The sequence below is a fragment of the Umezawaea beigongshangensis genome (genome assembly GCF_016464305.1).
Taxonomy (GTDB): Bacteria; Actinomycetota; Actinomycetes; order Mycobacteriales; family Pseudonocardiaceae; genus Umezawaea_A; species Umezawaea_A beigongshangensis.
The window spans coordinates 99,384-111,664 of record NZ_JAEIOJ010000006.1 but is presented as its reverse complement, the minus strand read 5'-3'; the positions used below and the strand labels follow the sequence as shown (position 1 = coordinate 111,664).

Below are 12,281 nucleotides of genomic sequence, written 5' to 3'. Positions count from 1 at the left end.
ACCGGCCGGGGTTCGCCCGCGGCCTCCCGCCCGCTGCGGCGTCGCGCACCCGCCCGGCGGCACCGGTTCCGCCGGTGTGCTCCGCGTTCGGCCGAACCCCTTTGCGAGACGCTTCGGTGCAGTCATCATGTCGGATGTCCTCCGCTCGGGAGCGGGTGGCACGGGGGGGGATCGTGCATGGAGTTTCGCGTACTGGGACCGGTCGAGGTCGCCGTCGAGGGTGGTCCGATCCCGGTGGGTGGTCCCAAGCCGCGCACGCTGCTGGCACTGCTCGCCGTCCAGGCCGGACGCGTCGTCCCGGCCGAGCAGCTGATCGACGCCGTCTGGGGCGAGGAACCGCCGGAGTCCGCCCGCGCCGCGGTGCACACGTACGTGTCGGCGCTGCGCCGGGCGCTCGCCGAGGACGTCATCGTGCACGGGACCGGCGGTTACCGGCTGGACGTCGAGCACGAGCGGATCGACCTGCACGTCTTCACCCGCGAGGTCTCCGCCGGCAAGCGGGCCGCCGCGGCGGGGCGGCCGGACCGGGCCGCGGCGCACTTCCGCACCGCCCTCCAGCAGTGGCGGGGCGCGGCGCTCGGCGGCGCGCGGGGCCGGTGGGCCGAGACCGAGCGCACCAGGCTCGGCGAGCTGCGGCTCGCCGCCCTGGAGGAGTGCGTCGACGCCGAGCTCTCGCTGGGCCGGGGCGGGTCGATCGTGGACGAACTGGCCTCGGCGATCGCCGAGCAACCGCTGCGGGAACGCCTGCGCGCCCAGCTCGTGCTCGCGCTGCACCAGGCGGGACGGCGGGCCGACGCCCTCTCCGCCTACCAGGAGGCCCGCCGCGTGCTGCTCGACGAGCTGGGGCTCGACCCCGGCCCGGTGCTGCGCCAGGCGCACGACCACGTCCTCACCAGCGCGCCCGCGCCCCGGTCCCGGCCGGAGGCCGTCGGAGCCCCCTCCCCCGCGCCGGAGGCACGGGTCGCGGCCAGGCCCGGTCAGCTGCCGTTCGACATCGCCGACTTCACCGGACGCACCGTCGAGGTCGCCGCGCTGATCCGGCGGCTGTCGGAGGAGGCGACGAGCTCCCGGCTGTGCGCGGTCTACGGCAAGCCCGGCGCGGGCAAGAGCACCCTCGCCGTGCACGTGGCGCACCGCGTGCGCGCCGAGTTCCCCGACGGCCAGCTCTACGCGTCGCTGCGCGGTGTGCGGACGGTGCGCTCCGACCCCGCCGAGGTCCTCGCGGGGTTCCTGCGCGCGCTGGGCGTCCCCGACACCTCGATCCCCGCCGAGCCGGCCGAGCGCGCGCAGCTCTACCGCACGGTGCTCGCCGACCGGCGCGTCCTCGTCGTGCTGGACGACGCGTTCGACGAGCGGCAGGTCCGGCCGCTGCTGCCCGGCGGGCACCGGTGCGCGGCGCTGGTCACCAGCCGCGAGCGCCTCGGCGCGCTGGGCGGAGCGGCGCAGCTGGACCTGCACGTGCTCGGCGACGCCGAGGCGCTGCAACTGCTGGACAGGATCGTCGGCGACGGCAGGGTGGCCGCGGAACCGGCGGCGGCCGGGGAGATCGTGCGGTTGTGCGGGCACCTGCCGCTGGCGGTGCGCATCGCCGGGGCGCGGCTCGCCGCTCGCGCGCGGTGGCCGTTGCAGCGGCTCGCCGACCGGCTCGTGGTGCAGCACCGCGTGCTCCAGGAGCTGACGATCGGCGACCTGGAGGTGCGGGGCAGCCTCGCGCTGAGCTACGACGAGCTGGGTGAGCGCGAACGCACCGCGCTGCGCAAGCTCGGGCTGCTGGACCTGTCCTCGTTCGGCGGCTGGGTCCTCGCGCCGCTGCTCGGCTGCGACGCCCACGAGGCCGAGGAGGTCGTGGAACGCCTCGTGGACGCCCAGCTGCTCGACGCCCACGCGGTCGACGTCGGGGGGCCGCGGTTCCAGATCCACGACCTGACCCGCGCCTTCGCCCGCGAGCGCGGCGAGCAGGAGGAAACCGACTTCCGCGAGGCGGCCACGCGCGTCGCGGAGTGCTGGCTGGCGCTGGTCGAGACGGCGGGCAGCCGCATGCCGCACGCGACGTTCGACGCGGTCACCACCGTCGACCCCCACCTGGACGCGCAGCAGGTCGACGAGGTCCTGGCGGACCCGGCGGCGTGGTTCGACGCGGAGCAGACCGGGCTCGTGGGCGTCGTGGAGCGGGTCAGCGAGCTGGACCTGGCCGACGTCGCCACGCGGCTGGCGGCGGCGCTGTGCTCCTCGCGGTTCTCGGTGCGCAACCTGTTCGGCCAGTGGTGGCGCACGCACTCCGCAGCCCTCGCCGCGGCACGCCGGGCCGGTGACCGCGCGGGTGAGGCCCGGCTCCTCGCCGGCCTGGGCTGGCTGCGCTACGAGCAGGACCGCTTCGACGAGGCCGCGGCGTACTACGAGCAGGCGCTGGAGCTCGGCGACGACCCGCGCTTCCGGGCGATGACCCGGCTGTCGCTGTCGACCGTGCAGCGCGAGCACGGCCAGCTCGCCCGCGCCCGCGAGTCGCTGGACCTGGCGCTCGCCGAGCTGAGCGAGCTGGACGAGCCGCGTGCCGTCGCACAAGCGCTGCACGGGCTCGGCCGGGTGCTCACCGAGCAGGGCGAGCTGGACGCGGCGCTCGACGCGTGCGAGCGGGCCGCCCTGGCGTACGAGAAGATCGGCGACGACCGCGACCACGCCATCGCGCTGCGCTCGGTCGGCATCGCGCACCGGGCGGCCGGTCGGCTGGAGGAGGCGGCGCGGTGGTGCGAGGAGGCCGTGGACCTGCTGTGCCGCATCGACGACCCGCTCATGTCGGCGTACGCGGTGCAGGCGCTCGCGAAGGTGCGGGTGCGCCAGGGCCGGGGCGACGAGGTGCGCGAGCTCCTGGTCGAGGGCCTCGCGACGTGCAACGAGATGCAGGACGGGTTCGGCCAGGCGCTGATGCGCCGCACGCTGGGCGAGCTGGAACTCGCCGCGGGGAACCCCGGCGAGGCGTCGCGGCACCTGGAGCACGCCGTGCAGTGGTGGAACGCCCTGTCGCTGCCGGTGTGGAGGGCCAGGACGCTGCGGGACCTCGCGTCGGCGCACGACGCGCTCGGCGACGCGGCGAGCGCGCGGGCGACGTGGGACGAGGCGCTGGCGATCTTCCACCTGCACGGCAGCCGCGAGGCGACCGAGCCCGGCAGGACGGCTCACACCGCGCTGAAGAACGGCCTTGAGGTTTCTTTCAGACCGTGACGCGAACCTGGTGCCGGACCGGAACGGGGCCCACGCACCAGGGAGCAGCACCATGAAGGCTCAGAAGGTCGCCACCGCGCTCTTCGCCGCCGCGAACCCGGACGAGCAGGCGTGCAGCACGAACAGCCTCGGCTGCGTCGGCGGCACCAGCCGCAGGGACTCCCCGGTCGAGCACGCCTCCGGCCCCGGCCGGGTCGGCCAGCACGTCGCGGGCCAGCGGATCTCCGCGCTCGTCAGCCCGGTCGGCCTGACCGGCCCGGCCCACGACGGCGCGTCTCGGCGTCCGGTTCGACGACACCCCGGTGTCGGTCGAGGAGGGCGGCGTCGAGGAGGGCGGTGTCGAGAAGGGCGGCGTGCACGGCTGCCGGGTCGAGCAGACCCGCGCCGTCGCCGAGTTCCGGCCCACGCACCACCGGTCCCGCGTCGCGCGGGCGGTGCCGCGGCCGTGCCCGGAGGCACCCGGCGTCCCCCTCCCACCGCACCTCACCACGAGGAGTTCGACATGACGTTCTCGGCGAAGCAGGCGTTCGGCGCGGCGCTGATCGCGAGCATCGCCTTCACCGGCCCGACCGGCCTCACCGGCACCGCGCAGGCGGGCGAGCTGCCCTCCGGCGCTCACCGCATCGGTGTGCTCAGCGGCGGCAAGCTCCTGCTCAAGGAGGGCGACCTCCACGAATCGTGGGTCGAGCAGGTGGGGGGAGGTGTGCAGAAGTTCGAGATCGCCGGCGACCGGATCGGCGTGCTCACCGGTGACGGGAAGCTGTTCGTGAAGGAGGGGCACCTCAGGGAGGGCTGGAACGAGCAGGCGCACGGCGTCCGCGACTTCCGGCTGGCGGGCGACCGCGTCGGGGTGCTGCGCGGCGACACCACCGTCGCGGTGAAGGACGGCGACCTGAACGCCACCTGGATCGAGCAGACCAGCGGCGTGCGGGACCTGGAGCTGACCCCGGACCGCGTCGGCGTGGTCCTCGACGACGGCAGGGCCACCGTCAAGGAGGGCGGCCTGCACGAGGGCTGGGTCGACCAGGCCGGTGGCGTCGCGGACCTGGAGCTGTCCGCGGACCGGATCGGCGTGCTGCGCACCGACGGCACGGTGGCGGTGAAGGAGTCGAACCTCCGGTCCAGCTGGACCGAGCAGATCGACGACGTCCGGGAGCTGGAGCTGTCCGGCAGCACGATCGGCGTCGTCACCGGCGGCGGACTCGCCACGATCAAGGAGGGCGACCTCCACGCGGCGTGGGTGGAGCAGACCTCGGGCGCGACCGACCTCCAGATCGCGGGCGACCGCATCGGCGTCGTGCTCACCGACGGCACGCTGACCGTGAAGGACCGCGGGTTCCACGGCTCGTGGGTGAACCAGCACGGCGGGGTCCAGCAGTTCCGCCTGGCCGCCGCGACCTCCGCGCGGGACGGTCAGCACGTGTCGCTGGCCGACGTCGTGAGCATCTACGGGGCGGCGTACGGCACGGACGCCGTCGCGGCCGGTCTGCCGAGCCTGAACGCGGAGATGCAGGCGGCGGGCATCACGTCGCCGACCCGCAAGGCCGCGTTCCTCGCCACCCTGAAGCACGAGAGCGGCTTCCGCTTCCACGCCGGCGAGGCGGGCGACGACGGCACCCACCGCGGTCGCGGCTCCGTCCAGCTGACCGGTGACGTCAACCACCGGGCCGCCGGGAACAGCCTCGGCCACGACTTCCCGAACCGCCCGGAGGGCGCGGAGTCGCTGGCGCGGAGCGCCAGGACCGCCCACTGGTACTGGACGGTCGCGCGCAACGTCAACGCCGCCGCGGACGCCTACGACGTGGGTGGCGCGGGTCGTGCGACCGGCTACTCCCACGCCCCGGACCCGGCCGAGTCGCTGAACCGCTGCACCGACTACAAGAAGGCGCTGGCGCACTTCAACGGCGGCGGCCTGCCCGTGCCGGAGGCCACCATCACGTGCGCTCGCTGACGATTCCCACGGCACGGCCGCGGTCCCCGGGGGGTGACCGCGGCTTTCGCCGTTCTCCGGCCACCACCGCGGACGAGATCCTCCGCCGCGCCGCGTCCTGGCTGGGCGTGCCGTACAGCCAGGACGCGGCGCACACGAACGAGTTCGGCACGTACCGCACGGACTGCTCGGGCTTCGTGGCGATGGCCTGGGGACTGCCGCCGGGTCCGCGCGGTGGCCCGAACACGGTGGACCTGGCCGCGACGAGCGTGCCGATCGCGAAGGACGACCTGCGCGCGGGCGACGTGCTGATCGACGCGAACGGCGACCGCAGGACCCGCCACGCGACCCTGTTCGTCGCCTGGGCGGACGCCGCGCGCACGCGCTACTGGGCGTACGAGCAGTGCGGCGGGACGGGCGCGGTCCACCGGGTCCTCCCCTACCCGAGCGGCGGCTACCGCCCGTACCGCCACCCCGGAGCACGGCCCCCGTGACGGGGGGTTCAGCGGGTGATCGGACGCCCGTCCAGCGCGGCGCGCAGGTCGTCGCGGCGCAGCACCCCGGCGGGGCGGCCCTCGGTGTCGACCACGAGGAACTGCCACGCGGCGGTGCCCCGCACCCGCTCCACGACCTCCTCGCCGGTCTCGTCGGACAGCAGCACGGTCTCCGGCCGGATCGGCTCGGCGGCCTGCTCGGCCGGTGCCTGCGGCGAGCGCTCGGCGAGCCGCCGCGCGACCTCCTGGTCGAGCAGCCCGGCGGCGACGCCGTCGGCCCGCACCAGCACCACGCCGCGACCGGCCGACGCGGACAGGGCCCCGGCGACCGGGCTCTCCGCCGGCAGTTGCAGCACGGGACGCACCAGGTCGGACAGGGAGATCCCCTCCGGCCAGCCGCGCCGCCGGTCCGCGGCCAGCTCACCGCTCGCCCCCACCACCACGAACCACGCGGTGAGCAGGCACACGCCGAAGCGCAGCCAGCGGTCGTCGCTGCCCTGCACGACGCCGACCAGCGCCCACACCAGCAGCAGCCCCGCCACGACCCAGCCGCCGAACACGGCCGCGCGCGTTCCGGTGGCGCGGGTGCCGGTGATCGCCCAGACCCCCGCGCGCAGGATGCGTCCGCCGTCCAGCGGCAGGCCGGGCAGGAGGTTGAACACGGCGACGGCGGTGTTGGCGGCGGCGGTCTGCGCGACCAGCAGCCACACGACGTTGCCCGGCGGCAGCGCGACGGCGCCCGCGGAGAAGATCAGCGCCAGCACCACCGACACCGCGGGACCGGCCACGGCGACCGCGCCCTCGTGCGAGGGCCTGCCCGGCGTGCGCACGACCTCGGACACGCCGCCCAGCAGGAACAGCCGCAGCCTGCGCACGGGCAGGCCGAGGCGCAGCGCCACCAGGCAGTGGCCCAGCTCGTGGGCGAGCACGGACAGGCCGAGGAACAGCGCGAAGAAGGCGGCGACGACGAGACCGGTCAGCCCGCTCGTGCCGGGCAGCAGCTCGCCGACCAGCGGGGCGTAGAACGCCACGACCACGATCGAGCCCAGCCACCACGACGGCGCGAGCTGGACCGGAACGCCCGCGACGCGGAACAGCGGCAGCCCGCCGTCCCGGTCGGTCCGCCTCCGCCAGTTCGTGGTGGTCGGCACAGCGGCAGCCTAGGGCCCGACGTGTGGGAACACCGTGACCCGCCACGCCGTGACCGGGGGTGTCGGTGCCCTGGCCTAGGGTCTGGGGCATGTCGGACACCGTGCAGACGTCGGCCGCGCCCCGGAGCGGACGGCCCGTCCGCAGACCCGCGTTGTCGCCGTCGCGCGCGGGCGACTTCAAGCAGTGCCCCCTGCTCTACCGCTTCCGCGCAGTCGACCGCCTCCCGGAGAAGCCCACCAGGGCTCAGGTGCGCGGCACGGTCGTGCACGCCGTGCTGGAGGAGCTGTTCGGCCTCCCGGCGGCGGAGCGGGTGCCCGAGCGGGCGCGGGAGCTGCTGGAGCCCGCCTGGCGGAAGCTGGCCGCCGCGCGCCCGGAGTTCGCCGAGCTGTTCGCCGGTGAGGACGACCCCGAGCTGGCCGAGTGGCTGCGCTCCTCGGAGGGGCTGCTCGACGGCTACTTCGGCCTGGAGGACCCGCGCCGGTTCGAACCGGAGGCCTGCGAGCTGCTGGTCGAGTCGGAGCTGCCGTCCGGTGTGCTGCTGCGCGGCTACGTCGACCGGATCGACGTGGCCCCCACCGGCGAGATCCGGGTGGTCGACTACAAGACGGGCGCCGCGCCGCGCGAGATCGGCGAGGCCAAGGCGCTGTTCCAGATGAAGTTCTACGCGCTCGTGCTGTGGCGGCTGCGCGGCGTCGTGCCGCGCCAGCTCCGGCTGATGTACCTGGCCGACCGCCAGGCGCTCGCCTACACGCCGGACGAGGGTGAGCTGCGGCGCTTCGAGCGGACGCTGGAGGCGATCTGGGACGCGATCCTGCGCGCCGGCCGCACCGGCGACTTCCGCCCGAACCCGTCGCGGCTGTGCGACTACTGCGACCACAAGGCGCGGTGCCCGGCGTGGGACGGCACTCCCCCGCCCTACCCCGGCTGGCCGGAGCCGGACGCCGCGGTGGAGACGCCGCTCGACCGGGCCGACTGATGAGCGGCGCCTTCTACCTGCCCGTGGGGGACGGCGTTCTCCGGTCGACCGCGCGCACGGCGGGCCCGTGGTCCGAGCGGAGCCAGCACCTCGGCCCGCCGTCCGCGCTGCTCGTGCGCGCGCTGGAGCGGTGCGCCCCGCGCGAGGGCACCGTGCTGTCGCGGGTGGCGTTCGACGTGCTCGGCCCGGTGCCGGTGGCCGAGCTGACGGTGCGTGCCGAGGTGCTGCGGCCGGGCCGCTCGGTGGAGCTGCTGTCGGCGGAGCTGGCCCACGAGGGCCGTCCGGTCCTGCGCGCGAGCGCGTGGCGGATCAGCGGCGCGGACACCTCGGAGGTGGCCACCCCCGCCGGACCGCCGCTCCCGCCGCCGCGGGAGTGCGGGCCGATGGAGATCCCCCCGGCGTGGAGCGGCGGCTACCTGGGCTCGGTGGAGTGGCGCAGCGTGTCGGGCGGGGTGTTCCGGCCCGGCGACGCGGTGGTGTGGGCACGCGCGTCGGCCGACCTCGTCGAGGGCGAGGAGATGACGCCGTTGCAGCGGTTGTTCTCCGTGGTCGACTCGGCCAGCGGCGTGTCGTCCCGGCTCGACATCGGCTCCTGGTACGTGATCAACACCGACCTGGTGGTACACCTGCACCGGCAGCCGAGGGGCGAGTGGACCGCCCTCGACGCCAGCACCGCGATCGGCGCGGACGGCGTCGGCCTGGCCACGAGCACGGTGCACGACGCGTCCGGCCCGGTGGGACGCAGCGCCCAGTCGCTGTTCGTCCGGGAGCGCGGACCGGCGACCCCCTGATCGTTTGCCGTTCGGTCAGGCGGGTACCAGCCACCCATGCGCATCGGGAACACGGACGTGGGTTTCGTCGGCGGTCGGACGGGCTGCCTGACGATGCTCGTCGTCTCAGTCCTCCTCTCCGTCCTGCTGACCGTGCTGCTCAACGTCCTGCTGTGAGCCCGGCCGCCCACGAGACCGATCACGGGACGCTGAGCGTGCGCTGGACGGACGTCGGCGGGCTCCCGGTCCGCAGCCTGGTCGCCGGGCGGCGGCGCGCGCCGGAACCGGAGGTGGTCGTGGTGCCGGGGCTCGGCGCCCTCGGCTACCTGCTGGACACCGTCGCCGGGTGCGGCGCCCGGACTCGGTCCCACCTGCTCGACGTGCCCGGATTCGGGCACCGGGGCCCGCGGGCGCCCGCGCGGATTCCCGCCCTGGCCGGGGTGGTGGCGGGGTGGCTGGACGCGGTGGCGGACGCGCCGGTCGTGCTGGTGGGTCACTCCACGGGTGCGCAGGTGGCCCTGCGGGTCGCCGCCGAGCACCCCTCCGCCGTCGCGTCGCTGGTGCTGCTGGGGCCGACGTTCCCGCCCTCGCTGCGCGGCGTGCCCGCCCTCGTCGGCGCGTTCCTGCGCACCGCGCCGCACGAGCGCCTGCGGGAACTGCCGTCTGTGCTGCCGTACTACGCGCGCGGCGGTCCGCTGGCGCTGGCGCGGATGATCCGCTCGGGCCAGCGGGACGAGCCGGAGGCGGTGATCGAGCGGGTCTCGTGCCCGGTGCTGGTGGTGCGCGGGAAGCACGACGCGTGCTCACCGCGGTCGTGGACCGAACGGCTGGCCGCGGCTGCGGGAGGACGGGCCGTGACCGTGCCCGGCGCGCACGCCTTCCCGCACGGGCGCGGCGGCTTGACCAGCGCGCTGATCGCCGGAGCGCCGCGGAGCTCCTGACCCGGTCAGCGACGCTCCACCCGGCCGCGAGCGGTCACGTCCAGGCACGCGGCGACGGTGCCGACGAGGATGCCGAGGAACAGCAGGGGGAAGAAGCCCGCGCCGGCGCCGGCGCAGATCAGGACGAGGGCCAGCACGTGCGTCGACCAGCGGACCAGCGTGCTGCGGCGCGCGGCGCGGGGCGTGTCCCCGATGCGGCCGGCCCACTCCGGGTCGGTGGCCCAGCACCCTCGCGAGATCGCGCGCAACCGCCGCTCTTCACCCCTGGTGAGCACCATGGTGGTCTCCTCGCCGAGGAGCGGGTACGCCCCGCTCGTCGGCGAGGCGTACCCGTCGGACGGCCGGTGAACCGTCCCGCTCCGGACGGCACCGGAACGGGGGAGGGGACCGTGCTCAGAGGCGGCAGGAGCGGATGTCCGACGCGAGCACGGCCTTCGCGCCGACCGCCGACAGCTCGTCCATGATCTGGTTGGCGTCCTTGCGCGGCACCATCGCCCGCACGGCCGCCCAGTTCTCGTCCGCGAGCGGGGCGACCGTGGGCGACTCCAGACCGGGCGTGATCTCGATGGCCCGCTCCAGCAGGTCGCGCGGGCAGTCGTAGTCCAGCATCAGGTACTGCGACGCGAGCACCACGCCCCGGAGACGACCGGTGAGCTGCTGCTTCGCCGCCGAGTCCGCGGCGTCGGCGCGGTGGATCAGCACCGCCTCGGACGTGCAGATGACGTCGCCGAAGGGCACCAGGTCGTGCTGGCGCAACGTGCGACCGGAACCGACCACGTCGGCGATCAGGTCGGCCACGCCGAGCTGGATGGAGATCTCCACCGCGCCGTCCAGGCGGATCACCCGCGCTTCGACGCCGTGCCGGGCGAGGTCCTGCTTGACCAGGTTCGGGTACGCCGTGGCGAGCCGCTTGCCCTGGACGTCGGCCACCGTCCACTCGGTGTCCTTGGGCCCGGCGTAGCGGAAGGTGGAGCCGCCGAAGCCCAGCCGGAGCCGCTCGGCGACGTCGGCGCCGGAGTCGAGCATCAGGTCGAGACCGGTGATGCCGAGGTCCAGCTCGCCCCGGCCCACGTAGATCGCGATGTCCTTGGGGCGGAGGAAGAAGAACTCGACGTCGTTGGCGTTGTCGATGACGGTCAGGTCGCGCTGCTCGTTGCGCTGCCGGTAACCGGCCTCGACGAGCATCTCGGAGGCGCGCTCGGAGAGCGCACCCTTGTTCGGAACGGCCACGCGCAGCATGGGAGGTCTCCCGGTCACAGGTACTTGTAGACGTCGTCCAGGGCCAGGCCGCGGCCCAGCATCAACACCTGCAGCCGGTAGAGGAGTTGCGAGATCTCCTCGGCCAGCCGCTCGTCGGACTCGTGCTCGGCGGCGATCCACACCTCACCGGCTTCTTCGAGCACCTTCTTGCCCTGCGCATGGACGCCGGCCTCCAGTGCGACGACGGTGCCGGACCCCTCTGGCCTGGTGCGCGCGCGTTCGCTGAGTTCCGCGAACAGCTCGTCGAAGGTCTTCACGGGTGCTGATCCTCCCATCCGCCGAACGGGGGCACCGCAGCCGGGGCGTCCCGTCCCACCTGACGGGCACGCCACCACCACACGTTCGGGTGCTGTTCGCGTCCCGGACGGTCGTGCGGGGGCGTGCGTTCGGCAGACGGCCGGGGTCGGCGCGCGTGGTGGTCGCGCGCCGACCCCGGCCCCGCCCGATCAGCGCGGCGCCTCGGCCCCGTCCTCCTGCTGGACCTGGGCCCGGACGGGAGGCGCGGGCCGCGGGGCGAGGACGCTCGGCGAGTCGGGCTGTCCCACCGGCTCCGAACCGATCGAGGTGAGCAGGGACAGCAGCGCGGCGAGCCCGGCGGTGGACAGCGCGGTCGACCACGGCGCTGTCAGCAGGCCGAGCCCTCCCGCGCCGAGGACGGCGGCGAGGGTCTGGGCGAAGGTCTTGACGGCCCGCTCCAGGGCGGCCCTCCAGAACGCGGCGGTGTACACGGCATCGCTCCCCTGCGGAGCCGGAGTGGTCTGATGTGGGGGAAGAGCCGCGGGAACGGGCGGAGATACTCCGCGCCGACCCGGAATTCCGGAGGCTCGCGACCAGTGGGGGGACGCACGACATGTCGGAGTTCGCGGACGTGCTCGCGACGCTGCGCCGCATCCGCGGCATCAGCCCGTTCTTCGTCCTCGACGTGGGTCGTCCCGGTCCGGACTGGCTGCCGGGCGAGGCCGTGCTGGAGGGGCCCGCGCTGCCGGGCGTGCTCGACGCGATCGGCGCCCGCTACCGCACGGACGAGCGGCGGGTGGCCGCGTCGCTGTTCTTCCTGAGCTGGACGGCCCGGCTGCTGTGTCCCGTCGTGGGCGCGGCGGTGGTCGACGGCCGCGTGCTCGACGTGCGCCCGCAGAACCTGTGGTGGCGCTACGACGACACCGCGGGGCTGGCCGTGCGCCTGGCCGAACCCGCGTTCGGGCCGGACGTGCCGGAGGCGCTGGCGCCGGTCGTGGCCGCGGTGCGGTCGGTCGTGCCGGTCGCCGCGGGCCTGCTGTGGGGCAACGCGGCCTCGTCGATCGCGGGCGCGCTGCGGACCGTCGTGCGGACCGGGACGGCGACGCGGGAGGAGTGCGAGCGGTGGGGCTCGCGGCTGCTGTCCGCACCACCGCTGACCGGGGCTGGCGAGTTCCTGGACCTCCCCGGCGACCTGTTCTTCCGCCGCCGCAGCTGCTGCCTGTACTACCGGCTCGACGGCGGTGGCACGTGCGGGGACTGCTCCCTGCCGCGCGGGTGACCCGGACGGCCGGTCGCGCGGCC

Annotated in this window: 13 protein-coding genes; 8 read left to right on the top strand and 5 right to left on the bottom strand. The window is 75.1% G+C overall.

From position 1 onward, the window contains the following. Positions 1–177 precede the first annotated feature (177 nt). The 4 genes from IMZ35_RS16565 (at position 178) to IMZ35_RS16550 (ending at position 5,643) form a co-directional block, all read left to right on the top strand. On the top strand, positions 178–3,219 hold the full coding sequence (locus IMZ35_RS16565; RefSeq protein WP_199441998.1) for an AfsR/SARP family transcriptional regulator: 3,042 nt from the start codon (positions 178–180) through the stop codon (positions 3,217–3,219). Positions 3,220–3,521: 302 nt separating this feature from the next. Then, positions 3,522–3,725 carry a hypothetical protein gene (locus tag IMZ35_RS16560; RefSeq protein ID WP_199441997.1) on the top strand — a complete coding sequence of 68 codons (204 nt, stop codon included), beginning with the start codon at positions 3,522–3,524 and terminating at the stop codon, positions 3,723–3,725. Next, a complete protein-coding gene (locus IMZ35_RS16555; RefSeq protein ID WP_199441996.1) occupies positions 3,722–5,170 on the top strand; it encodes a hypothetical protein in 1,449 nt (482 codons plus the stop codon). The genes IMZ35_RS16560 and IMZ35_RS16555 overlap by 4 nt, the downstream gene beginning before the upstream one ends. A 107-nt stretch (positions 5,171–5,277) precedes the next feature. Then, entirely contained in the window at positions 5,278–5,643 is a 366-nt protein-coding gene (locus tag IMZ35_RS16550) for a hypothetical protein (protein WP_199441995.1), read from the top strand. Positions 5,644–5,651: 8 nt separating this feature from the next. Here IMZ35_RS16550 and IMZ35_RS16545 read toward each other — a convergent pair whose 3' ends face one another. Then, entirely contained in the window at positions 5,652–6,794 is a 1,143-nt protein-coding gene (locus tag IMZ35_RS16545; RefSeq protein WP_199441994.1) for a site-2 protease family protein, read from the bottom strand. Between the two features lie 89 nt (positions 6,795–6,883). On the opposite strand from IMZ35_RS16545, the gene IMZ35_RS16540 reads away from it, so the two are divergent. The 3 genes from IMZ35_RS16540 (at position 6,884) to IMZ35_RS16530 (ending at position 9,482) form a co-directional block, all read left to right on the top strand. Next, positions 6,884–7,771 carry a RecB family exonuclease gene (locus IMZ35_RS16540; RefSeq protein ID WP_199441993.1) on the top strand — a complete coding sequence of 296 codons (888 nt, stop codon included), beginning with the start codon at positions 6,884–6,886 and terminating at the stop codon, positions 7,769–7,771. Then, positions 7,771–8,562: a thioesterase family protein gene (locus IMZ35_RS16535; protein WP_199441992.1), complete on the top strand. Its 792-nt coding sequence runs from the start codon at positions 7,771–7,773 to the stop codon at positions 8,560–8,562. The genes IMZ35_RS16540 and IMZ35_RS16535 overlap by 1 nt, the downstream gene beginning before the upstream one ends. Positions 8,563–8,714: 152 nt before the next feature. Further along, entirely contained in the window at positions 8,715–9,482 is a 768-nt protein-coding gene (locus IMZ35_RS16530) for an alpha/beta fold hydrolase (RefSeq protein WP_199441991.1), read from the top strand. Between the two features lie 5 nt (positions 9,483–9,487). Here the strand turns inward: IMZ35_RS16530 and IMZ35_RS16525 are convergent, their stop codons facing one another. The 4 genes from IMZ35_RS16525 to IMZ35_RS16510 all read right to left on the bottom strand — a co-directional run bounded on the left by IMZ35_RS16525 (position 9,488) and on the right by IMZ35_RS16510 (position 11,470). After that, a complete protein-coding gene (locus tag IMZ35_RS16525; protein WP_199441990.1) occupies positions 9,488–9,760 on the bottom strand; it encodes a DUF3040 domain-containing protein in 273 nt (90 codons plus the stop codon). A gap of 115 nt (positions 9,761–9,875) precedes the next feature. Then, on the bottom strand, positions 9,876–10,721 hold the full coding sequence (hisG, locus tag IMZ35_RS16520) for an ATP phosphoribosyltransferase (RefSeq protein WP_199441989.1): 846 nt from the start codon (positions 10,719–10,721) through the stop codon (positions 9,876–9,878). A 14-nt stretch (positions 10,722–10,735) separates the two neighbouring features. Then, entirely contained in the window at positions 10,736–10,999 is a 264-nt protein-coding gene (locus IMZ35_RS16515; RefSeq protein ID WP_199441988.1) for a phosphoribosyl-ATP diphosphatase, read from the bottom strand. Between the two features lie 189 nt (positions 11,000–11,188). Then, positions 11,189–11,470, bottom strand: a complete 282-nt coding sequence (locus IMZ35_RS16510) for a holin (protein WP_199441987.1) — start codon at positions 11,468–11,470, stop codon at positions 11,189–11,191. Between the two features lie 122 nt (positions 11,471–11,592). Between IMZ35_RS16510 and IMZ35_RS16505 the strand changes: the two genes are divergently transcribed. Then, complete coding sequence (locus IMZ35_RS16505; protein WP_199441986.1) at positions 11,593–12,258, top strand: (2Fe-2S)-binding protein; 666 nt, start codon at positions 11,593–11,595, stop codon at positions 12,256–12,258. Positions 12,259–12,281 lie beyond the last annotated feature (23 nt).

Excerpts from the sequence above, each read along its gene's own strand:
- IMZ35_RS16565 (WP_199441998.1), top strand. The coding sequence starts at position 178 with ATGGAGTTTCGCGTACTGGGACCGGTCGAGGTCGCCGTCGAGGGTGGT.
- IMZ35_RS16555 (WP_199441996.1), top strand. The coding sequence starts at position 3,722 with ATGACGTTCTCGGCGAAGCAGGCGTTCGGCGCGGCGCTGATCGCGAGC.
- IMZ35_RS16540 (WP_199441993.1), top strand. The coding sequence starts at position 6,884 with ATGTCGGACACCGTGCAGACGTCGGCCGCGCCCCGGAGCGGACGGCCC.
- IMZ35_RS16535 (WP_199441992.1), top strand. The coding sequence starts at position 7,771 with ATGAGCGGCGCCTTCTACCTGCCCGTGGGGGACGGCGTTCTCCGGTCG.
- IMZ35_RS16525 (WP_199441990.1), bottom strand. The coding sequence starts at position 9,760 with ATGGTGCTCACCAGGGGTGAAGAGCGGCGGTTGCGCGCGATCTCGCGA.
- hisG (WP_199441989.1), bottom strand. The coding sequence starts at position 10,721 with ATGCTGCGCGTGGCCGTTCCGAACAAGGGTGCGCTCTCCGAGCGCGCC.
- IMZ35_RS16505 (WP_199441986.1), top strand. The coding sequence starts at position 11,593 with ATGTCGGAGTTCGCGGACGTGCTCGCGACGCTGCGCCGCATCCGCGGC.